The sequence below is a fragment of the Fischerella sp. genome, from assembly GCF_013388695.1.
Lineage (GTDB): Bacteria > Cyanobacteriota > Cyanobacteriia > Cyanobacteriales > Nostocaceae > PCC9605.
In genome coordinates this window covers 49,856-71,717 of record NZ_JACAEU010000057.1, presented here as the reverse complement: position 1 = coordinate 71,717, position 21,862 = coordinate 49,856, and the positions used below count along the sequence as shown (strand labels likewise).

General features: G+C 42.8%; 18 protein-coding genes. 13 read left to right on the top strand and 5 right to left on the bottom strand.

Annotation, left to right across the window (positions count from 1 at the left end; translation table 11 throughout):
* Nucleotides 1-335: 335 nt before the first annotated feature.
* Complete coding sequence (locus HXY43_RS08490; RefSeq protein WP_290882176.1) at nt 336-1,568, top strand: glycosyltransferase family 4 protein; 1,233 nt, start codon at nt 336-338, stop codon at nt 1,566-1,568.
* Here HXY43_RS08490 and thiS read toward each other — a convergent pair.
* Nucleotides 1,565-1,777, bottom strand: coding sequence for a sulfur carrier protein ThiS (thiS, locus tag HXY43_RS08485; RefSeq protein WP_290882173.1), 213 nt, complete (start codon nt 1,775-1,777; stop codon nt 1,565-1,567). The genes HXY43_RS08490 and thiS overlap by 4 nt on opposite strands.
* Nucleotides 1,734-2,888, bottom strand: coding sequence for a thiamine phosphate synthase (locus HXY43_RS08480; RefSeq protein WP_026731537.1), 1,155 nt, complete (start codon nt 2,886-2,888; stop codon nt 1,734-1,736). Before HXY43_RS08480 ends, thiS begins: the two co-directional genes overlap by 44 nt.
* Before the next feature lie 340 nt (nt 2,889-3,228).
* On the opposite strand from HXY43_RS08480, the gene HXY43_RS08475 reads away from it, so the two are divergent.
* From HXY43_RS08475 to HXY43_RS08450, 6 genes are all read left to right on the top strand, one after another.
* Nucleotides 3,229-5,193: a DUF1565 domain-containing protein gene (locus HXY43_RS08475; protein WP_290882189.1), complete on the top strand. Its 1,965-nt coding sequence runs from the start codon at nt 3,229-3,231 to the stop codon at nt 5,191-5,193.
* 318 nt (nt 5,194-5,511) lie between these two features.
* Nucleotides 5,512-6,843, top strand: coding sequence for a YARHG domain-containing protein (locus tag HXY43_RS08470; RefSeq protein ID WP_290882168.1), 1,332 nt, complete (start codon nt 5,512-5,514; stop codon nt 6,841-6,843).
* Nucleotides 6,844-6,872: 29 nt separating this feature from the next.
* Nucleotides 6,873-7,001 (top strand): hypothetical protein, encoded by a 129-nt coding sequence (locus HXY43_RS08465; RefSeq protein ID WP_269321011.1) that lies wholly within the window; start codon nt 6,873-6,875, stop codon nt 6,999-7,001.
* 991 nt (nt 7,002-7,992) lie between these two features.
* Nucleotides 7,993-8,280 (top strand): Mo-dependent nitrogenase C-terminal domain-containing protein, encoded by a 288-nt coding sequence (locus HXY43_RS08460; RefSeq protein WP_026731540.1) that lies wholly within the window; start codon nt 7,993-7,995, stop codon nt 8,278-8,280.
* Between the two features lie 174 nt (nt 8,281-8,454).
* Nucleotides 8,455-9,531, top strand: a complete 1,077-nt coding sequence (locus tag HXY43_RS08455; protein WP_367161472.1) for a bestrophin family protein — start codon at nt 8,455-8,457, stop codon at nt 9,529-9,531.
* Nucleotides 9,532-9,938: 407 nt separating this feature from the next.
* Entirely contained in the window at nt 9,939-11,513 is a 1,575-nt protein-coding gene (locus HXY43_RS08450; protein WP_290882162.1) for an MFS transporter, read from the top strand.
* A 116-nt stretch (nt 11,514-11,629) separates the two neighbouring features.
* Here the strand turns inward: HXY43_RS08450 and HXY43_RS08445 are convergent, their stop codons facing one another.
* From HXY43_RS08445 to HXY43_RS08435, 3 genes are all read right to left on the bottom strand, one after another.
* Nucleotides 11,630-12,382, bottom strand: a complete 753-nt coding sequence (locus HXY43_RS08445) for a response regulator transcription factor (protein ID WP_290882159.1) — start codon at nt 12,380-12,382, stop codon at nt 11,630-11,632.
* A 968-nt stretch (nt 12,383-13,350) separates the two neighbouring features.
* Entirely contained in the window at nt 13,351-14,055 is a 705-nt protein-coding gene (locus HXY43_RS08440; protein ID WP_290882156.1) for a hypothetical protein, read from the bottom strand.
* A 192-nt stretch (nt 14,056-14,247) separates the two neighbouring features.
* Nucleotides 14,248-16,347, bottom strand: coding sequence for an S-layer homology domain-containing protein (locus tag HXY43_RS08435; protein ID WP_290882153.1), 2,100 nt, complete (start codon nt 16,345-16,347; stop codon nt 14,248-14,250).
* A gap of 236 nt (nt 16,348-16,583) precedes the next feature.
* Here HXY43_RS08435 and HXY43_RS08430 point away from each other — a divergent pair, with 236 nt between their 5' ends.
* From HXY43_RS08430 to HXY43_RS08405, 6 genes are all read left to right on the top strand, one after another.
* Nucleotides 16,584-17,594 carry an ABC transporter ATP-binding protein gene (locus HXY43_RS08430; RefSeq protein WP_290882150.1) on the top strand — a complete coding sequence of 337 codons (1,011 nt, stop codon included), beginning with the start codon at nt 16,584-16,586 and terminating at the stop codon, nt 17,592-17,594.
* Nucleotides 17,595-18,407, top strand: coding sequence for an ABC transporter permease (locus tag HXY43_RS08425; protein WP_290882148.1), 813 nt, complete (start codon nt 17,595-17,597; stop codon nt 18,405-18,407).
* A gap of 148 nt (nt 18,408-18,555) precedes the next feature.
* Nucleotides 18,556-20,130, top strand: coding sequence for a Gldg family protein (locus HXY43_RS08420; protein ID WP_290882145.1), 1,575 nt, complete (start codon nt 18,556-18,558; stop codon nt 20,128-20,130).
* Nucleotides 20,112-20,387, top strand: a complete 276-nt coding sequence (locus HXY43_RS08415) for a DUF4126 domain-containing protein (protein ID WP_367161471.1) — start codon at nt 20,112-20,114, stop codon at nt 20,385-20,387. The genes HXY43_RS08420 and HXY43_RS08415 overlap by 19 nt, the downstream gene beginning before the upstream one ends.
* A gap of 105 nt (nt 20,388-20,492) precedes the next feature.
* Complete coding sequence (locus tag HXY43_RS08410; RefSeq protein WP_290882143.1) at nt 20,493-20,819, top strand: hypothetical protein; 327 nt, start codon at nt 20,493-20,495, stop codon at nt 20,817-20,819.
* A 221-nt stretch (nt 20,820-21,040) separates the two neighbouring features.
* The gene (locus HXY43_RS08405; RefSeq protein ID WP_290882141.1) at nt 21,041-21,664 is read left to right on the top strand and encodes a DUF4340 domain-containing protein; all 624 of its coding nucleotides are present in this window, start codon (nt 21,041-21,043) and stop codon (nt 21,662-21,664) included.
* Nucleotides 21,665-21,862: the final 198 nt, after the last annotated feature.

Genomic DNA, 21,862 nt, shown 5'->3' with positions numbered 1-21,862 from the left:
GAATTTACAATTCACGGGTATGTAGAGACGTAGCATTGCTACGTCTCTACAATGATTTGGCATCGAACTACAAAAATGTATGCACACATAATTCATGACCAAATTCAGCAACGCCAAATAAACAATTGATATGATAGTTGCAGATAAATACTGCAACTATCTCTTGTAACCGCAAAGTAACTGAGAGCGATCGCACAGAAAACCAATCAGGAAATAAGTATTCAGGTAGTCAGTGACTGCTAAATGGGAAGCAAAATTTTTGTGCTTCCCTTGCTTATTTCACAGGATAAATACCTAAATTCGTGAAGTTTTGAAATTTATTGAGCAGGTTTCTGATGGAACAAATTTCATCAAGGGTGGCGACAATCAGGGATAAAACCGCATCCCCAGATATCCTGGTCATATGCCGTACTTTTCTCCCAACAGAGGGTGGTATTGAGGAATATATCTACAATCGCTGTCTGCAAGATACGGAGAGGGTGATAGTTCTCACAGCTGGTTGTGCAGGAGATAAAGACTTTGATCGATCGCAACGGTTTCCTGTATATCGCTGGCAAATTCCTCAATCCTGGCGTGTTGGTTGGAAAGAAATCTTCTTCGTTCCAATTCTCAATATTTTCTGGTCTTTTTTGCTAGCGATTAAACTCTATTTTCGTTATCACTACCGCTATATTGAGTGGGGTCATGGTTATGAATTTTTCTCTCTATTGCTTTTAAGTTATTTTTTACCTATTCGCTTTTTTATCTACTTACATGGTAATGATATTTTATGTGCTTTACGCAATCCCATCGGGCGATCGCTATTTGCATTCATCCTAAAACGAGCAGAAGGCATTGTTTGTAACAGTTCCTACACCCGTGATGTGCTAACCACTCATTTTCAATTTAATACCCCCACCCACATCATTTCTCCAGTGGTGAGAAGGAAAAAATTTGGTATTGGGGATCGCGCTGCTGTTGAAGATTTACGCATACGAGTGCGGAACAGTTACAATATCCCGGAAACTGCAATAGTTATTCTTTCAGTGGGCAGACTGGAAAAGCACAAAGGCTTTGACCTAGTCATTGATAATTTACCACTGCTGCTGACTTTAGGGCTAGATGTCCACTATATAATCTGCGGAGAAGGGCCTTTTGAGTCAAAACTTCAATCTCAGGTGCGGCGCTTGCGGCTGGACAGATGGGTACACTTTGCCGGATATGTACAAGATAGTGAGCTAGCTGGCTATTATGCAGCTTGTGACATCTTTGCTATGCTAGCTTTACTTAATGGCAAAGCTGCCAATATGTCCGATCTTGGCATTGTTTACCTAGAAGCAGGTTACTTTGGCAAACCCGTAATCGCCTCTTGTTTAGGCGATGCAGCGGATGCAGTCCGCCACGGAGAAAATGGCATATTGGTGAATCCCAATTCTGGCTGCGAGACTTTCAAAGCATTTCGACTTTTATGTCAAGATCGGCAGTTGCGCGAACAACTCGGTTGCAAGGGAAGAGTAATAGCCAACAAGAGAAACCTGCACCGATGGCTTTATATGCCTGAATCTCGTTACTCCTGTTTGTTGACTTAACCACCACCAACAATAGTGACAATTTCCAAGCGATCGCCCTCTTGTACTTTTGTCTGCTGCCAATATTGGCGGTGTAAAATTTCGCCGTTATATTCTACTGCCACCAAGCGGGGATTAAACCCCAGCTGTTCAAGCAAATCAGGTAAAAGAGTTTGAAATGGGCAGCTACGAGGTTCTCCATTGACCTGAAGGGTAATTTGATTCGACATAGGACTTATCAGGATCTGGTTGAATGCGATTTAGCTGCGACAGAAAATATTGTGTCACTAAGGTAGGTTGTTCGGCTTGCATGATAGCACGCACCACAGCTACACGCCTTGCTCCCGCATCAATCACTTCATTGATATTATTTGGGTCTATACCCCCAATCGCAAACCAAGGTATGGGACAATTTTTAGCGACATGTCTAACATATTCCAAACCTGCTGCGGCCTTACCTGCTTTTGTGGGAGTTTCATAAACAGGCCCGACACCGATATAATCCGCGCCTTCTTTGATTGCCCGTTGCATTTCGTCAGCATTTGTGGTAGAGCGACCAATCAATCGATGCGGGCCTAGTAATTGTCGGGCTATACCAATGGGCATATCTTGTTGTCCCAAATGTACGCCGTCAGCATCTACCGCCAAGGCTAAATCGACTCGGTCATTAATAATGAAAATCGCGTTGTAAGTGTAGCATAACTGCCGTAATTTTTGAGCTTGTTCGAGCCGCACAGCGTCATCAACATTCTTGTCGCGATATTGGACTAGCGTTAATCCACCCTTGAGTGCAGCCTCGACTATTTCCAGTAGCTTTTCAGTTGGAGAGGTGACAAGATACAAGCGCGATCGCAGCAGTAATTGATGTCGCTGATAACCCATTAAATTACTCTCTAGGGTATAAACTCGATAGCGCATCTGCTTAAAAGCTTTCCCCATATTCGGGTGATAAAGCTTGCCGTATTCTTCCAGCACTCGCAAGGCTTCTTCTACTCGACAGAAGTTCGCTTGCAGCAACGATTTGATACTGGCGCGTTGTTCTTCCTGCGGATGGGTTAATTCAGTACCGGGATCGCCTGTTGTATCCCGCGCTATCCGCAGTTCAGCAGTATGCCAACTTGCTACCTCTTGTCGCATCCGCTTGCATTCCCCAGCCAACTGGGCATTATTCAAACCAAAGCGACACCACTCTTCGATGATTCGCAAACCTTCACGCGCACGGTCTAGATTTGCATCTAATATGCGGTAAACAACTTGATGTATTTGTTCCCTTTGGCTGTATGGCTCGACCATTACAACAACCCCATTAGTCTTTTCATCGTAACAGCCAGGCTCTTTCATACACGCAATATTTTTTGCATATCTATAAATTTTTGACTAAAGATTTCAGATTAAGGAATAGGAATTAGAAATTAGAAACTATAAAATACTTTTATTCCAACCTCTATACCCCAGGCCCTTCATTAAAGCATTTTGTATCAAAAATTGCCATTACATTGGCATGTGAGTGTTATTGTCGACATTTTCGTCATTCACAGAGTATAAAAATTGCTAGTTGGTTGTAAGGAGTGCAGTAAAGGTGATTTACCCCCACGTTGTTCGTAAGTCTTGTCAGGCAAAGATGTCATCAGTAGAAAGGATTAACCAAGAGCGCAAACTACATCCGTATGTAGAAGTAGCAATGCTTTCTATGTCCGGTTCTACGTGTTTGTTTTATCTCGCTGCTGGCATGAGTATGGCGAGTCTGGCATTTTTTGGTAGTTGCCTCGATGTTGCTATTGCTCAGACACCCACAACACCGGCTCAAATGCACCTTGGTGAGACAACAATTTCTCAGGTTAATGTGTTGTTTGTCAACCCAAGTGTCGGAAATGACAAGCAGGGTAATGGCGGTGAAAGCACTCCTTTAAAAACTATTACCCAAGCTTTGCGAGTTGCTAGTCCTAATACTACGATCAAGCTCAGTAAAGGAACTTACAGTGCCGAAACGGGAGAGGTATTTCCTTTAATACTCAAACCTGGTGTTTCCATTCAAGGAGATGCTGGTAGTAGAGGTCGCGATGTGATCGTTACCGGAGGTGGTGATTACCTCAGTCGCAGTTTTGGTAGTAAAAATATTGCGATCGTCAGTGCGAAGGAAGCACAACTGACTGGCGTCACGGTAACAAATTCTAACCCCCGTGGTTATGGCTTGTGGATTGAATCCAGCGGTTTCACAGTTACAGATAGTACTTTTACTGGCTGTACCCAAGATGGAATAGCCTTGAGTGGCAACGCTACAGCAACAATTCGCAATAATTTCTTTCACCGCAACGGGGCGAACGGGATCACTCTGACTGGCACATCTCGTGGAGAAGTACGAGATAATGTGTTTAAAGAAACCGGGTTTGGCATTAATATTGCTCAAAAAGCCGAGCCTATGGTGGTAGGCAATCAGATCCAAAACAATAGAAGTGGAATTATTGTACAAGCTTCTTCTCGCCCGGTTTTGCGGAATAACGTAATTGAAGGTAGTAAAGAAGATGGGTTGGTGGCGATCGCCCAAGCACAGCCTGATTTAGGTAACGCCTCGGAACCAGGCGGAAATAAATTTCGCAATAATGCCCGTTATGACATTAATGCCAGTGCAGCCAAGCAAATCATTGCTGCCTACGGTAACACCCTAGCAAGCGATCGCATTGCTGGTAAGTTAGATACAAAAGGTACAACAGTTGCCATAGCTCGGGACTTGCCATCCTCTTCTGTTCCTAACAATACTGCCCAGGAAACACAAACAGGCCAAGAAATCACCTTTTCTGCACCTGGTGTCTCTAATAATAATTGGCAGCCATTGGCGTTAACAGAAATGAGGACACGTAAAAGGGTAAACACGGCAACCCCGAGTCGTGGGGGTTCGAGAATAGTTTCTGCCTCCACCTTACCACCTCCTCCGAACCCCACCTATTCTGCCAAAAATAATACTTCTGGGCAATCAAACAATCAGCTGCTACCATTGCAAACAACTGCTAGTGGTGCAACATCCATAAAACCAAAGCAATCCACGCAAGCAGTCAGATCTCCATTCGTTGCGACTCCTCCTAACCTCAAGCAACCCACCTCAAGAAGTGCTGCGGCATTTCCTATGCCTAGTAGCTTGGTAGGCAAACAAACAGCTACAGGTTGGCAAACAGCAAATACAGTCAAGACATCTGCACCACAGGTAAATTATGTACAGGTTGCGCCTAATACAGTTGAGTTTGTTGCGCCTCGATTCCAGTCTCTATCTACTCCAGTAGCACCTGTACCAATAGCAAATCAAAGACAGCCATTACCAGCACTAAAACCTGCCCAAGTAGGCTCCTCGGCCCTGTTGCCAGCTGGTAATACTGGCAATGTGCCAAAAGTACCACTACCTGAAAATTCTGCCAAAACAGCTTATGCGGGAAGTTCCCAGATGGGTTTGCGTTTCCGAGTAGTGGCAGAAGTACAAACTCAAAGGGATCAGGAGTTAGTCAGATTTCTTGCTCCTGGCGCTTTCCCTACTTACTGGCAAGGCAAGGCAGTTATGCAGGCAGGAGTATTTAGCAGTCGTTCTAACGCCGAGCAAATGCTCAACACGCTCAATAATAATGGGTTAAGATCTACGATTGAGCAAGTAAGTAATTAGTCAAGAGTTAATAGTCCAGAGTCCACAGTGGAAACTTTTTGCTACTGACTCTTGACTATTTCTTATATGATTTTTCTTGAGCGATCGCTTTGAGTTCTGTTATTGTGAAGAACTTAGAGCGATCGCTGATTTTTAGGATGACATCAAATTTTGATTGCAGACTCATTGCGTACTGTTACGGTGCATTGAGATGATAGAAAAGAAACTTGCCGTGTTACCTACCCAATTGTAATAACCATTTCCTAGTGCTTCAGCAAGCCTACTCGTATGTAGAAATCCTGCTACATACACCTTTTGCAAACAAGATAACTGCCTAAAATGTCAAAGACAGACAATATGGATACTTGCAGTAGGACTGTCACAAAGAAGAACCTCGATCAGGCTGATAGACAACAGGAGGAACTGTTCAGCATACCCGATTTGCTCTCTCTATTTCTAGAAGATAACGACAGCAAGAAGATTGCTCCTAGCACTCCAGAAACTCAAACAACTGTGCAAAAACCTTTGCAAAAACCCCAGTCACAGACACAAACTTTTCACCGAGCTACCTTAGCAGTTCAAAGACCTGTTGCGTCGGCAACATATGTTACCAAACAGTACCCTTTTTACAAACCTGTTGCGTCGGCAACATATGTTACCAAACAGTACCCTTTTTACAAACCGATTGGGTTAGCAAAGTATTCTACCCAACAATACCCTTTCTACAAGCCTGTTGCGACAGCAGCAGAAACCCTAGATCGCAAACCTGTTAGTCAAATAGTAGAGACTAAACAATACCCTGATGCCAAACCTGTTAGCCAAATAGTAGAGACTAAACAATACCCTGATGCCAAACCTGTTAGCCAAACAGTAGAGTCGACAGATTCAACCAAACAATCTCCCATTCAAAGAGTTAGCCAGCAAAAATTGCTGGATACCATTTCCTACATCTTTCTGGATGAAGACAAGCTGGAAGAACTGGAGGAAGTTGATGTCCATACTTCAGAAGCCCAGAAGTCTTCAAGAAAATCAAAATCACGGAAACCAAAGCCAAGCTATTTATCAAATGGACGTTTCGGTTCTAGGGTAGGGTTGGCTTCAGCGATATTTGCTGGGGGATTTGTTGCTGGAGGAATTTCCTCTTGGCTGGTTTTATCCGAACAAGATGCCGCAGCCAATAGTAAACAGCAGACTTCAGCGCTGAAGTATTCAAACTTTGCCTATGCAGAGACTACCAACAGCATAGCAAAACCCAGCATCAGTGCACCAGAAGTTGATCTCCCTGAGCCCAACTTTGTACCAGATAATCAGCCTCAGGAGCCTGTATCGGAAACTGTTTCCCAAAAAGCTTCCAAGGAGGCACTAGTTCCCGAATCTAATGTCTTAGCTGCGACATCAACACCATTAGTTCAAGCCCGACTGCTCACTTCGACAGACCTGAAGGGGCGTAGTGCCTGGGAATTAACGGTTATGCGTAACGAAATCTATGCTCGCCACGGTCGTCGGTTCAAAGAGCAAAAGTTACAGCGTTACTTTGACACTCAAAGTTGGTATAATCCCCGCTACGCACCGGAAGAATTTCCTAACTCTGTTCTTTCACCAACAGAGCTAAAAAACGCCATCATGATCCGTGAGTACCAGCGTATTCATGGGTTGTTACTCGATCCATAGCTACTTGCGATGAGGGGGTGATTACCAGGGTGTATTTCAATTTTTTAGAATTATCTACCTATTTTGAGCGATTTTTAGATTTAAATTTCCTCTTGAGCGATCGCCCTGAGTCTTTTACATCGAAACTCAAGCGATCGCTTTTCTCTAGTTTGATATAGAGTTTAGTGGGTCATGAACTTTTAGTACAGCACCACCGATGAAAATCTTTATTCCTTCTGCCGTCTGCCATCTGCCTTCTGCCTTATTTTCAGAGTAGTATTATCTCAGTTTTGCCACTTTTTTGTCCCGAGTTTGTCACTATAAACTCATAAAATTAAATCAGATACCTAGGGTATATCTAGTGTTTTTCCAAATTCCAGAAAAAACAGAGAAGCCCTAACCCTTTACAATAGCTCCCTTGGTTCATCTTCCAATACCCCATATTGCCATTTTAGCGGATCGCTTTAAGTTTTAATTTCAAAACTCAGAGCGGTCTTTTTTATAAGATGAGATGATCTAAGTTAAATCTTGTCACAGCTTTATCACTTTTTTAGCCTGAGTTTGTCACCTTACTATTTATAAACTATTGAATAAGGAAGAAGGAATAACTAGTGGGAGAACGGTGACTTCTACTAGTTGAAAACTGCTAAAATCAAAAATTTTAGTGGGGTGATTGTACTAAGTTGAGAACATGAAGGTTGATCTATCCCTTCTTCCTTCTTTCCTCTTGCTTCGATAAAAAGATATTTTTTCAGATATATAATAGATATATAATTCCGTCTATTCAATTAAATATTTAGCATTATTTTTTGTGCATCTTTCTCTATGCATTTTCTCTCCCAGAGCGTTTTGAGTTTTTTATAAAAGACTCGAAGCGTTCATTTCTTATACGTTTATATTAATTATGTTTGTTTAATTATGTCTCTAGTTTGTTACTTTTTCAACCCTGATTTGTCACCTTTATATTTATACAATTAATAGTCAAGATATCTAAAAGATATCTGTACTCGGTTCATGATTGATTGCAGTGTACACGACCACTTTGATAAAGAGGAAAGGAAACTTACCCCTAGCCTTTCCTCCTTTCTTTCCTTGTAAATATTAACTAAACAGAACACACAAATTACCCTAGCAGCCCAAACTATCTCTGAAAAAAGGTTACAGTGACGTATGCTGAACTTAAGTCAGATCCTTGTCGGGAGGAGTATACTCTGTTTGCTGCGCCAGCAGCTTGAAGCCATCAAAATTCAAAACCCTAATGTGGCTCATTTCTTGTGCAAAATTATCCCTGCTCAGTGTCCTTTTGAGCGGAACATCAAATTATTTAACCAAGTTGTATTTCACATTCCCCCCCTGTGCAAGCTTAACCCCTTTTACGAGCAATTGGTTGCTCTTCGCTTCAAGTCTTTATGTTATCTTGCGGACGAATGTGGTGAAGATGTAACACCCTATTGTTGATAGTCATAGGAATCACCCTATCTCATACAGAGACGTGGTATATTGCGTCTCTGTATGAGCAGTCCAAGCCAAGCAACGTTTTTACCTACAGAAGAATTTGTTTGCGGACTATCAAGTATAGACTTTCAGAACTAATTAAGAATCAAAATCAAAAAATTTTGAGGAGGTTTAGAGGTGGTAGTACGTATTAATAAAGATTTGCATTCTGACAAAAAGCAAAATCTTAAGCAAAAAAATAAATCACCTCGTTTTTTGAAGTCCCGTTCTCAAAAGCACTCACGTATCCGAAATATTGTCAACTCAAGGTCTTTTCAAGAGAAATTTCGGATCTATACTGGTGAAAAATTGCACTGGCATCAGGTCATCTTACGCCTCAAAGGGACTGTGATTCCGGCAATTCTCCCTTGGATGCTTTTATGCGGTGGATATGCCTTCTTGGTTTCGGTGGCTGAATACTTTGGATATCTGTCGTCTCTTCGCGATATTAAATCTCTTCCCAATGTTATCTTAAGTCTCAACATTGTTTTGAGTTTGCTCCTAGCTTTCCGAACGAATACAGCCCACGAGCGATTTTGGGAAGGTCGTAAGTTATGGGGAGCGATGGTTAATGTGGTTCGCAACCTAGCTCGTAGCATCTGGATTTTTATTGAAGAACGCGAACCGCATGAGAAAGAAGATAAGGCCGCGACAGCACGACTTGTCGCTGCTTTTGCTGTGGCAATGAAGTTGCACTTGCGACGTGAGCCTGTGAATTCTGAGCTAGCGCCATTTATGTCACAGGAGCAGTATCACGCTCTGCAACAAGTGAATCATTCTCCTCTACAAATTGCCTTCTGGATTGGAGATTATTTACAGCAGCAGTACGAAAACGAACGTGTCAACGTTTATCAGTTGAGTGATTTACAAAAAATGCTCAATGATATGGTAGACATTCTCGGAGGCTGCGAACGCATTTTGAAAACACCCGTGCCCTTGGTGTATACTATAACTCTCAAGTCCTTGTTGGTGATTTACTTCCTTGTGATGCCCTTGGGATTGGTTCATGATTTGGGTTGGTGGACTGGATTAGACATGAGTTTCATTAGCCTCCTGTTGCTCGGTATTGATGAAATTGGCTCTGAGATTGAAGAGCCTTTTGGTCACGATCCCAGCGATCTACCCCTAGATTTTATTTGTAAGACGATCGCAAACAACGTCGAAGAATTGATCTCTAAACCATCGCAAGTTTGTAAAGAGCGATTATCTGCTTGAGGGCGATCGCTACAATCTCAATATCGACATATGGAAAAACTTAGGCGTTCATAGCTCAGACTAGACAATCGCAAGAGCTTGGGCGCTTTTTGATTTTGTCACTACTTTGTCACTTTTCCATCCCGATTTTGTTACTTTACGATTTGTAAACTTAAAACTATCAAAATAAAAATTATTAAAAATAGGAGGCTAACATTTCGGTTTTTAACACTTTGAAATCTAGTGAATCTCATGTAGATCTAAAGAAATTAAGGTTCATTAGCGATCGCAAATAACAGCGAAATTGTTGGGGCAAAGACGTCTGTTGGAAATATGAGTAAAACTACCTTCAATATTTCCTTTTTGGAAAAATCCAGTCTGGAATTTGTATCCCAAAAAATTCGTCATTACTGCAACAAAAGATTCTTATGATGATTGAAGCAAACCTGGTTCAACACGAAGAGAAAAAAATAACTGTGCTGCACCAGGAGGGGCGCTGGGTTCTGTTCTCAACCATTCTGGCATCAAGCATGGCTTTTATCGATGCCTCGGCGCTAAACGTAGCTCTCCCTGCATTGCAGAACGATCTCCATGCCAGCGGCGTACAATTACTGTGGATTATCAACGCCTACTTGCTCATGCTCGCCGCGCTAATTTTGGTTGGTGGCTCGCTAGGCGATAAGCTAGGTCGAAAAAAGGTCTTTGCAAGTGGTATCAGCCTGTTTCTACTGGCTTCGCTGGCTTGCGGATTCGCTCCCACAACCGAATTTCTGATTGGCGCACGAGTTGTGCAGGGTATTGGTGGCGCAATGATGATTCCTGGCAGCCTCGCGATTATCACTGCTTATTTTGATGCAGAACAACGTGGTGGGGCGATTGGAACGTGGTCATCAGTAACGACGATGGTAACGATCGCCGGGCCAATGCTGGGGGGCTTGCTTGCCGATGCGGGATTTTGGCGTGGAGTCTTCCTAATTAACCTACCGTTGGGGATCGCTACGCTGGTGGTACTCTACTTTAAGGTTCCTGAGAGCCGCAACGAAGCAGCTTCCAGAGAAATAGACTACCCAGGTGCAATTTTGGCGACTGTTGGACTGGCATGTCTGACCTACGGTTTTATATCTCTACACGACCTCGGATTTCACGATCCTCACATCTATGGAACGTTGAGTTGTGGTATCATCGCGCTCTTTGCTTATGCGATCGTCCAAGCACGCAGCAGCCATCCCATGATGCCCCTGCACCTATTCAAGTCCTGCACCTTCATCGGTACTAACCTGCTTACCCTGTTCTTGTATGGAGCGTTGAACGTAGGAACTTTCTTTTTATGTCTAAACTTAGTACAGGCACAGGGTTACAGTCAGTCTATAGCTGGAATGGCTGATATGCCTTTTGCACTGTTGCTGAGTGGGCTATCACCTTGGGCTGGTCGATTTGCAGACCGCTATGGCCCGCGTCCAATGCTTATTGTCGGTCCCTCCTTAGCCGGATTGGGATTTATGTTGATGGCCTGTGTTGGCCTAACGCATGGTTCTTGCGATTATTGGAAGACATTTTTTCCAGGAATCGTCGTATTTGGTCTGGGAATGGCTGTTACCGTTGCACCTTTGACAAGTGCTGTTATGGGTTCAGTAGCGACGCATTACGCGGGAACAGCATCAGGAATTAATAATGCTGTTGCCCGAACAGCGGGAGTACTGGCGATCGCCATTGTCGGTTCGGTGGCCCTGTGTACTTTTGCACGAGCATTAGATGTTCATACTGCAAATATTCATCTCTCTAACGCGGTACGGCTCTTACTCCACTCTCAAGCAAGCCAACTCGGTCAAACATCGGTGCTAGAGGAAGTTTTACCAGAAAATTCCGATGCAGTTGAAATGGCAATCAAGTTAGCCTTCGTCGATACTTTCCGTTTAGTAATGATTATCTGCGCTGGACTGGCATGGTTGAGTGCGATTATGGCAGCACTTCTGGTCAAACCAATTCGCATGTTTATGGATTGAAACATTGGAATTCGGCTGAACGCTACGTGCAATTTAAATTAGCCAACTCAATCTCTTGCCCAGGCTTTTTCATTGCCTCTAAGACCGAGAATAAAAAGCTTTTCCGCTAGAAATGACTATCCCGTCCTTTTTCGACTATTAACAACAAGCTGGGGGTGAGTGAGATTTTCATGATGACGAGGTTGCTGTTCGTGTGAATACTGCTTGAGATAGTAGCCCATGCCATAAGCTGTAGCCACAAAATCATCGGGTGCTCCAGCTGCCTTCAACTTTTGTCTCAAACGCTTGACAAGAGCTTTTACAGCATCCTCATCTGGAGGATCGTCAAAAGACCAAAGGTTTTCTAAAATGTCGCAACGACTCAGAACACAACCATTACGGCGCAGGAGAAGCTCTAATAGGCGATACTCTTTGGGAGTGAGATGCAACGGCCGACCTTCATAGGTTGCTTGACAAATATTAGGCTCAAGTTGTAATCCTTCCCATTCCATCGCAGGGGATAAGGTGGTATGTCCACGCCGCAATAAAGCTCGCATACGAGCCGACAACTCTTGTAGCTTATACGGTTTAATCACATAATCATCTGCACCTGCATCTAATCCTGCAACTATGTCAGTGGTATCATCTCGAGCAGTCAACAGGAGAATTGGCATGGTATAACCATGAGAGCGCACCCGCTGACAAAGACTGACACCGTCAAGCTTTGGTAGCATTACATCCAGCAAAAACAAATCATAAGCAAAAGTCCTCACAAAATCCCAACCTTTTTCACCATCAGTAGCTATGTCAACAATGTAATGTTGGGCAGTAAAAGCCGCTGCAAGTGACTCAGCAATGCGCTGATCGTCTTCTGCTAGCAAAATTCTCATGATTAATAGCTTCCTTGAGAAACAGCATTGTCGAAACGGCAGATAGCACTTTCCAAGGTTTGGCTTCAACCCACTTCATAGTCGGTAGAATCAGTAACTAGTATTCCATCAAACTATAAAGCTAGAAAGTAAGTTTTAGAATATTTGTGAAGTTTTGCTAACTTGGCTGCATTTTTACCTATTACAGAGACAGGGAACACCTCTAGAGAAATACATTTACTGAAGTTTTTCGCAAGAGGGCTTGCTGTAGGAGGATGAGAAACATACTTGCATTTTGCATAAGACACTCAAACCAACACTTTATCAAGAAAACACTACAAGTTTTGGCTATTTAAACTTGTATTTTCTAAGTCCGCATTCGGATGGCTCAAAATTATGTTCACATCATTATAACAGAAGTTAATTTTTTTAAAAAGCTTTCTTAATAATAGAGTTTTTTTGAAATTTACGTATATAATGTTAATTCAAATCCTTCAAAGGCTTTGTTGAGCGTCGCTGACAGCCAATAAAACCTACTTCTTATATCTGGCAAATGTGGCTATTTTGTAACAATAAAAACAGGATTTACTGAAAATTAATTTGATTCAGCAAACACCATTTTTGTTAGGGATATCTTTGTTTAAGAGGCTAATTTGCAGACATAGATAACTTTAAGAAGAGAACAGGTTAGAAAATATAGTTTGGAAAGATTAAGAGAAAAATTTAAATGTGGCAAATATTCTATGCAATTAGAGCTAAATGCACGCTTTACTAAAGCTAGACAGATAAACTTTAATAATTTATTAATAATCTAATTGTTATACAGTTTCATAGCATATGACGCATTGTACCTTGGAGATTCATTATGTAGACACTTTCAAAATTGTCTACACCCTAAGTATTAAATAAGACTTTGACTCCAAAACAAAGCAGCCATCATAAACTGCGTAAATTAGAATGCTTTAGGCTACTTTGAGCTATTTTCAGATTTAAATATCCTCTTGAGCGTAGCTGCTTAGCAGCTTGTCGTTAGACATTGCTTTAAGTTTCGACGTAAAAGACTCCGAGCGATCGCTTGTTTTGGGGGTAAATTGCTCAATGGGAGAATTATTGGCATTTGGCGGAAGAAGCATCCGCTGTTTGTTGGGGAGTGGTACAGGAGCAGTGCTAGCTAGGGAGCTACTATGATCGTGGGGTGATGGGGTGGTGGGGTGGTGGGGAGACAAATTCCCCCGATCTCCCCATCTCCCGATCTCCCCATCTTCTTGCTTTCGTGTCCCTGCATCCTCATTTCTCAACTCCTGAACAGGAGTGCTTCTATTGATGACAGGAAGTTGAGGCGAGTTTGAGACAGAGGTTAAGCTTTCAGGGAATTTGCTGCAAATTAGGCGTTCAAATTCCATATTGAAATGATAAGTAGCCTGTCCCCGTCGCTGCCAAAGTGTTAATATTTGCTGTACCGATATGGCTTTGTAGCGTCCTTGATACAGTGCTTCAATAACTGCTAAATGTAGCCAACTATCTGGGTATTGTTTTTGCCAACGATTAACTAGCTCACTGGCACTATAACCACTGAGATCGAAACTATAGTGAATTAATAAAACTTTTGCCAAGTCGGAAGTTGCACCCAAAGTAGGCGTGAATATTGGGCTTTCGTCTTCAGTCAAGAGGGCTAAATTTTGCTCCCGTCGCATATAGCCTATAGTGCTTTTTGCTACAGTTTTTTGGATGGTTCAAATAAACGTATTTTTCGTGGTAATGGTTAGTGGTTAGTGGGTAGGCTATTCACTACTAACAACTAACAACTAACCACTAACAACCAACTACTAAAGACCCTCATAATTATGTTTTTTTACACCCCATTACTAAAGCAAGTGTTCTCCATTCTACTTGTTGCCCACAGCAAAAGTGGAAACTATGTACGGTGAATTTATATTTGGCGTTCGCCCGATCGCAACTAATGCTTGATACACCATTGCTGCTACTTCTGCCCGGGTTGCTTCCCGTGTAGGTTCAATTTGCTTGGGATCTGGGTAATTGACAACGATCCTTTGCAGTGTTGCAGTTGCGACTGCGGCACTAGCATAGTCGGGAATACTATTGCGATCGCTAAAGCCAAGTAAAACATCGGGATGGGCTGCTGGTAAGGTAAGCCCGTTTACCAACGAAACAATTACCTGTAGCCGTTGCACATTATGCTGGGGGCGGAAAGTGCGATCGCTAAAACCACCAACAAAGCCGCCCTGTGCTGCTTGCTGGATAGATTTATATGCCCAAAAATCCTTGGGTACGTCAGTAAAATCTGGTGCCGAACGTTTAGGAGTGGGGTTAAAAGCAGCAGTTACTAAAGCAGCATACTGGGCGCGAGTCATAGGTTGATCGGGTTGATAGCTACCATTAGCAAAACCACGCGTTAAATTCATGCTTACTAATGCCCGAATAAATCCTTCTGCCCAGTGTCCGAGGAGATCGGTAAAAGAGGGAATATCTGCATCGGGATTGACAATGTAAGGGGAAATAATCGGCTTTTGTTTGCCAATTGTTACCAACGCTTGATAGATTAATGCTGCCACTTCAGCGCGAGTGATATCTCGCAACGGTTCTAGTAATTCGGTTTGCGGATAGTTCACCACCAGCAGTTTCTGGGTAGCAACTGCCACGGCATCATTGGCATAACTGGGTATTTGGGCGCGATCGCGATACACTGTTAACACATTTGGATTACCACCACTTAGTTGTAACCCATTTATCAAAGATACTATTGCTTGAATCTTAGTTAAATTTTGTCCCGGTCTAAACGTCCCATCCGGGAATCCACTGATAAAATCCATGCTAGCAGCACGCTCAATGGCTGTTGCTGCCCAAAAATCTGATTTTACATCTGTAAAATTATTTACTTGATTTTTCTGAGGTAAGTCAAAACTTTTAGCAACGATCGCCGCATACTGGGCACGAGCGATCGGTGCTTCGGGTTGAAAGGTACCATCACCAAAGCCACTAATTAAGCCTTTACTCAGCAATGCTTCCACAAAAGCCGCTGCCCAATGCCCTGTCATATCAGAAAAGCTAGTGCTAATAGTTACTTTTTTGGAAGTATCTTCTGTAGTCGCGCCTAACTCAACTAACCCTTTGATTCCAACAGGATTCAATAAATTCCCAGCTGAGACTAGTTTTTTAGAAGTAGCATTGTGGACGTCAAAGCTGGAATTGCTGCGAAAAATGTTACCAGCAGGGTCTTGAGTGCTGCCCAAGTCAGGGGTGGCGTTGCCATTTACCAGCAGTCCGCCTTGGGAGTTTTTTTCGATGATATTCTGCCGGAGTACTGGTCGCGCATCTCGGGACAGAGCGATCGCAGTCCGGTTTTCTGATAGTTTATTATTTGCTAATAAAGGTGCGGCAAAGTCACTAATAGCAATTCCTATTGCATTTTTTTGCACAACATTCCGCAGCACTTCCCCTTTGCTATGGCGGGCCATGACTAGCCCAGAGGCTCCATTTTCTACAAATACGTTATCGAGAATAGCTGGTTTGCCAGTACCGCTGACAAATACAGCTTCCCGACCACACTTGATCAAAGTATTGTTAGCTAAAGTTGGTACTGTCGATTCAATCCAGACGCCAGTACCTTTAGTGATGGCGTTGGTTACAGTTACACCCATGAGGCTAGCATCATCTAACAATAGCAGTGTAATATTTTGCACTCCAAAACTTTCGCTTTGATACTCGCCACTTCCGGAAATGATAATGCCCTGACCTTTGGTTGCTTCGTTACCCACTACCATCACTCCAGCTGGAATGACCAGCGGGAAAATCTCACCATTAGTAGTGCTGTAAGTCCCCGGTGCAAGCTGAATAATCATCCCTGTTTTGGATGCTTGTAAGGCACGAGTGAGAGTTTTATAGGGAACCAACCGTGACCCAGCATTGGCATCATTCCCAGTCACGGGGTTGACATAGAGTGTAGCAACGAGGGTAGAGTTGACCATTGATGATTTATAGATAGGCAAGTTTAAATTATGACAATCAAAAATAACTGTTCACATGCCTTCTGACAAGAATTTTACAAATAGTGGTTGGTGGTTGGTGGTTAGTGGTTAGTGGTTGTTAACTATGCCCAATGCCCGATGCCCAATGCCCATTCTCCCACTCCCCCACTCCCAAATTTTCAGTGAGGTTTAATATTATTGCGTGTCTTACTATCATTAGCGATTAGTCCAAACCAATGATTGAAGTTGAGCATCTGAGTAAAATATACGGCTCGACCCGAGCAATAACTGATGTAACTTTTAACGTTGAACCAGGAGAGATTTTGGGGTTTTTAGGGCCAAATGGCGCTGGTAAAACCACGACTATGCGGATTTTGGCCGGTTATTTACCTGCGACAAGTGGTACAGCTAGGATTGCTGGCTTCGATGTCCATGAAAAATCGCTCCTCGTGCGGCAAAGGATTGGTTATTTACCGGAAACACCGCCGTTGTATCCAGAAATGACTGTGGAGGGATTTTTGTATTTTGTGGCGCGGATCAAAGGAGTTCCGGCTGGCGATCGCACTTCTAAGGTCAAAGCAGCAATAGAACGTTGCAACTTACAAGACAAACGCCACGTCATTATCCGCAAACTTTCTAAAGGATATAAACAGCGTGTTGGCATTGCTCAAGCAATTGTCCACGACCCCCCAGCGATCATTTTGGATGAACCTACCGTGGGACTCGATCCCCGCCAAATTATTGAGGTGCGAAATTTAATTAAAAGCCTAGCTGGTTCTCACACAATTATTCTCTCGACCCATATTTTGCCAGAAGTCAGCATGACCTGTAGCCGCGTGGCAATCATCAATCGCGGCAAAATAGTAGCAACTAATACACCAGAACAACTCATGACCCAGTTGACAGGTGGCTCTGGCTATGAAATAGAAATTGAAGGTGAAGCGAGTTTAGCCAAACAGGTATTGCAAAATCTGCCTGGTGTGAGTTTGATAGAATCAATGCCTGCGGCGGGAATGCACGGTCACTTTCCGAAAGACAATCGTGCTTACCTGCGGGTAATATCGCAACCGGGTGCTGAACCAGGAAAAGATATTGCCGCGGCATTGCTGCGGACGGGATTTGCTTTACATGAAATGCGACGGGTAAGCGCCACCTTAGAAGATGTCTTTTTAGAACTGACCACAGAAGAAAAAAATTTTCAGACTGAGGCAGAATCAGCAACAGCTAATGAGGAGGAAGCGGCTTAGATGGGTGTAGTACTGAGTAATATTATTGCCATTTATCGCCGAGAGTTACAGAGTTATTTTGTCTCGCCTTTAGCTTATGCGATCGCAGGTATTTTTTGGTTTATAGCTGGGTTGTTCTTTATCCTGATTTTGATGGGCCCAGACGGAATTTTGGCAGCAGTAGCCGCATTAGACACCCAAGGACAACAATTTGGAGTGCCAGTGCCGGCAATAGATGTACCCTATGAATTTGTGCGGGCATTTTTAGACCGGATGGGATGGTTGTTGTTGTTCGTACTGCCCATACTCTCAATGGGACTTTACGCCGAAGAACGCAAGCGCGGTACTTTAGAACTGTTAGCCACATCGCCAGTGACAAACTGGGCAGTAGCTGTCGGTAAATTGTTGGGAATTGTCACGTTTTTTACCACAATGGTAGTACCGATGCTGGCGTTGGAAGCGATCGCTTTGAGTGCCTCAAGTCCAGCAATGCCGCCAACAATTCCTTTGCTGGGACATTTAGCATTAATTTTGCTAGCAGCAGCAATTTTATCTTTGGGAATGTTTATTTCTTCTTTAACAGACAGCACAATTTTGGCCGCCGTCCTCACCTTTGCCACCATTTTATTGCTGCTGTTTGTGGATTTAATTGCTAAAAATATCAGTGGCCCGATCGGACAAGCCTTAGGCTATTTATCGCTGCTAAAACATTACAACAATCTCATCCAAGGCATTTTTGATAGCAGCAGCTTAGTATTGTTTGGCAGTTACATTGTCTTAGGTATCTTTCTCACCGCACAATCAATTGATGCACTCCGCTTTCAAAGACAGTAGTTATTGGTTGGTTGTTGTTTGTTGGTGGTTGGTTGGAATTGCTTGGGTGTTCGTGGTTTGTTGTTGCTTGATTAACAAACACCTAACAACTAACAACTAACAACTAACAACTAACAACTAACAACTAACAACTAACAACTAACTAATCATGAAAATTATCGCTACAAAAAAACTTTGGAAATATCTGATTTGGCTGGGCTTATTCTTAGCTACTGCTGGCTTAGCAACTGGTTTGGTTGCAAACGAGTGGGGAACAATTCCCCTAGCGTTGATAATTTCTGGAACAGTCATCATTGGCTTGTGGCTAGTATTGCAAAGCCAGGAGAGTAACTGGTGGGGGCGTCGTTCCACCCAAGCTGGTACTAATGCCTTAGTTGCAACTTTGGCAGTGTTGGCGATTTTAGGGTTAATTAACTTTTTAGCCAGTCGCTACGAAGTGCGGGTAGATTTAACAGAAACTCAGTTATTTACCCTCGCCCCTGAGTCTAAAGAACTGGTGCGGAACTTAAAACAGCCAGTAAAAGTATTGGTATTTGATGTGGCACAAAATCCTCAAGATCGGGAATTGCTGGAAAATTATCAGAAGCAAAACTCAAAGTTTCAGTTTGAGTACATCGATCCTCAAGCTAGACCAGGATTGGTAGAGAAGTTTGGCGTCAAAGATTATGGTGAAGTTTATTTAGAATCTGGGAATAAACGGCAATTATTACAGGTAGTAAATGTTAACGATCGCCTTTCAGAAATCAAATTAACTAACGGTCTGCAACAAATCTCTAGTACCAGTACAGCTAAAGTTTACTTCCTCCAAGGCCACGGCGAACGCCAGCTTTCCAGTGGTGAAGGTGCGATTTCCCAAGCAGTTCAGGCATTAGGCAACAAAAATTACACCACCGCCCCACTCAATCTAGTGGAAAAGTCAAGTGTTCCTAGTGACGCTAATGTCTTGGTGATAGCCGGGCCAAAGCGATCGCTGTTTGACGGCGAGGTGAAAGTCTTGCGAGACTATCTCAATCAAGGTGGCAACTTGCTGTTGATGCTCGATCCAGGTACAGATCCTAAACTTGACAGTTTGCTGACAGAATGGGGTGTAAAGCTGGATAATCGCTTGGCTGTCGATGTCTCTGGTAGCGTCGCATTTGGCCCTGCTGTTCCCATTGTTACAGAGTACGGACAACATCCAATTACTAAAGATTTTGGTAACAGCATTTCTTTTTATCGGTTAGCACGACCAATTGAAACTACTCCAGTACCTGGTGTTGAAGCAACTAAACTACTACTGACTAAACCCTATCCCAACACTTGGGCAGAAAGCGACTTGCAAAACGAAAACTTGCAGTTCAACGAAGGAAAGGATCTCAAAGGCCCTTTGACCTTAGGTGTTGCTTTAAAGCGGAAACTACCAGTTCCATCTCAAGCCAATCCCAGCCCCACTCCTCCTGCTAACCCAACTGCTACCGAATCACGAATGGTAGTCATCGGAGATTCTGACTTTGCTACAGATGGCTCATTTGCACAACAGTTAAATGGAGATGTATTCCTCAATTCCGTCAATTGGGCAAGTCAACAGGATCGGCAACCTCTTTCCATTCGCCCCAAGGAACCAAAGAACCGTCGCATTAATCTCACAAGCGCACAAGCCAATGTTTTAGCTTTATCTTCTCTGTTAGTTTTACCCCTAATCGGATTTGCAGTCGCAGCTATTCTATGGTGGCTGCGAAGGTAAGTGGAAGTGCAGGATTAACCAAGGGATTGATGAATATCTTGCGCCTAACGTCTACAGGCGTCTCAGGCGGATTAACCAATCCAGTCTTGTCAATCATTGAGCTTACGATCGCAATCGCACTGTCTGTTTTGGCGATCGCAACCCCACTGGTAGCAGGAATCATCGTCATTGGTGTTCTAATATTTGCTATTCAAAAAGTCTGGAAGTTCTTCAAAAGAAAACCATCTTCCCAACAATCCGAAAGCATCTCTACATGAAAGCAAAGCATCAAGTTTTAATGAATGTCAATATTGCAAGATTTTAAAGACCGTAGGAGTGTATGTACATTCTTGTATAGTCGTTAATGTAGCTTTGACGATTTAATGAGTAAGTTTCAAATCGATATCGACTTCGGCAATGTAGATTTCTCTTCCCTTGAGACAGAAGACGATTTTCAAGCAGAGGCGAAAAAATTACTACCTGCTGCACTTGTAAAACTAGGTGAAACCATTGGTGAAAAGACGTGGGAGGAATTACAAAAAGGGGGCAAAGCACTAGGAGGTAAACTTAAATCTTCTCAAAGTGAGAAACGTAAATTTATTCAAGAAACAGGAAAAAATTATCAAAGGAGTGCAAGTAATCGAGAAAGGCAAGAACTAGAAGATTACATCGTAGAGCAATTACGCAAGCATAAACAAAATGACGGTTAACCGCTTGCTTTACCCAGACAATTGGTCAACAATTGCTTTAGCATTTATTATTGACGCCGGTTTACTTACAGCATGAAGACCGTGTTACTGGTTTGATTCGGCTGCTTGCAATTGGCTTACTCTTTTACCCCTGAGTAGGCTTTTTTCTAACTCCTCTAAAAATGGGCAACCGGGAGTCATAAGCAACTATCAATAAATGACAAACGACTGATGACTAAAAAATGAAATTACAGCGAACAACTTTAATTTTGATATTGCTAGCGCTGGGTTTGGGCAGTTTTGTTTATTTCTATGAATTTCGTTGGAAGACTCAGCAAGAGAAAGTCCAGGAGAAAAAGCAGCAAATTTTCTCGTTTGTAGCGGATGATGTGGCGTCTCTGGTGATTAAGACTAAAAAAGCCACCATTATTCTGGAACGCAACCAGAATTCTGAACGACCAAAATGGTTAATGAAGTCTCCTCATCAAGCACCAGCCAGTGATGCCATAGTTTCTTATTTAATGGATTTGTTGGTCAAGGGTAAGAGCGATCGCACTTTATCAATCTCTGCTAACCAACTTCCAGAATTTGGTTTAGTTCAACCCCAAGCAACTATCGATATCAAACTTAAAAATCAGAAAACCCATCAATTAATTTTGGGTAAGTCTGACTTTAACCGCCGTTTATTATATGCTCAAACCGATCCTGGTATTAAACCAGATGGGAATGTAAACGTACTGTTAGTATCTACAGATTTTGAAAACGCAGTCAATCGAGAATTATCAGAATGGAAACAATCTACTGATACTGGTGAAAGTAAGCCCTTACCTAGCCTCAATTTACCCACTCCTCAAAATACTAAATAGACAATTAGAGATTAATATCGTGTCCACTTGAATACTAATATAGGACTAGTATTTGATTTTTGAAAAGATACGTAGGGGAGGCAAAAAGGGGTGTGGATTTTCCTCCCCTTTTATTGCCGTTGCGTTACGCCAAAGGCTAACGCACCATTCTATGTTTTTGGGCCGTACTCTCGCTGATCGCACACTAATTCATGTTCA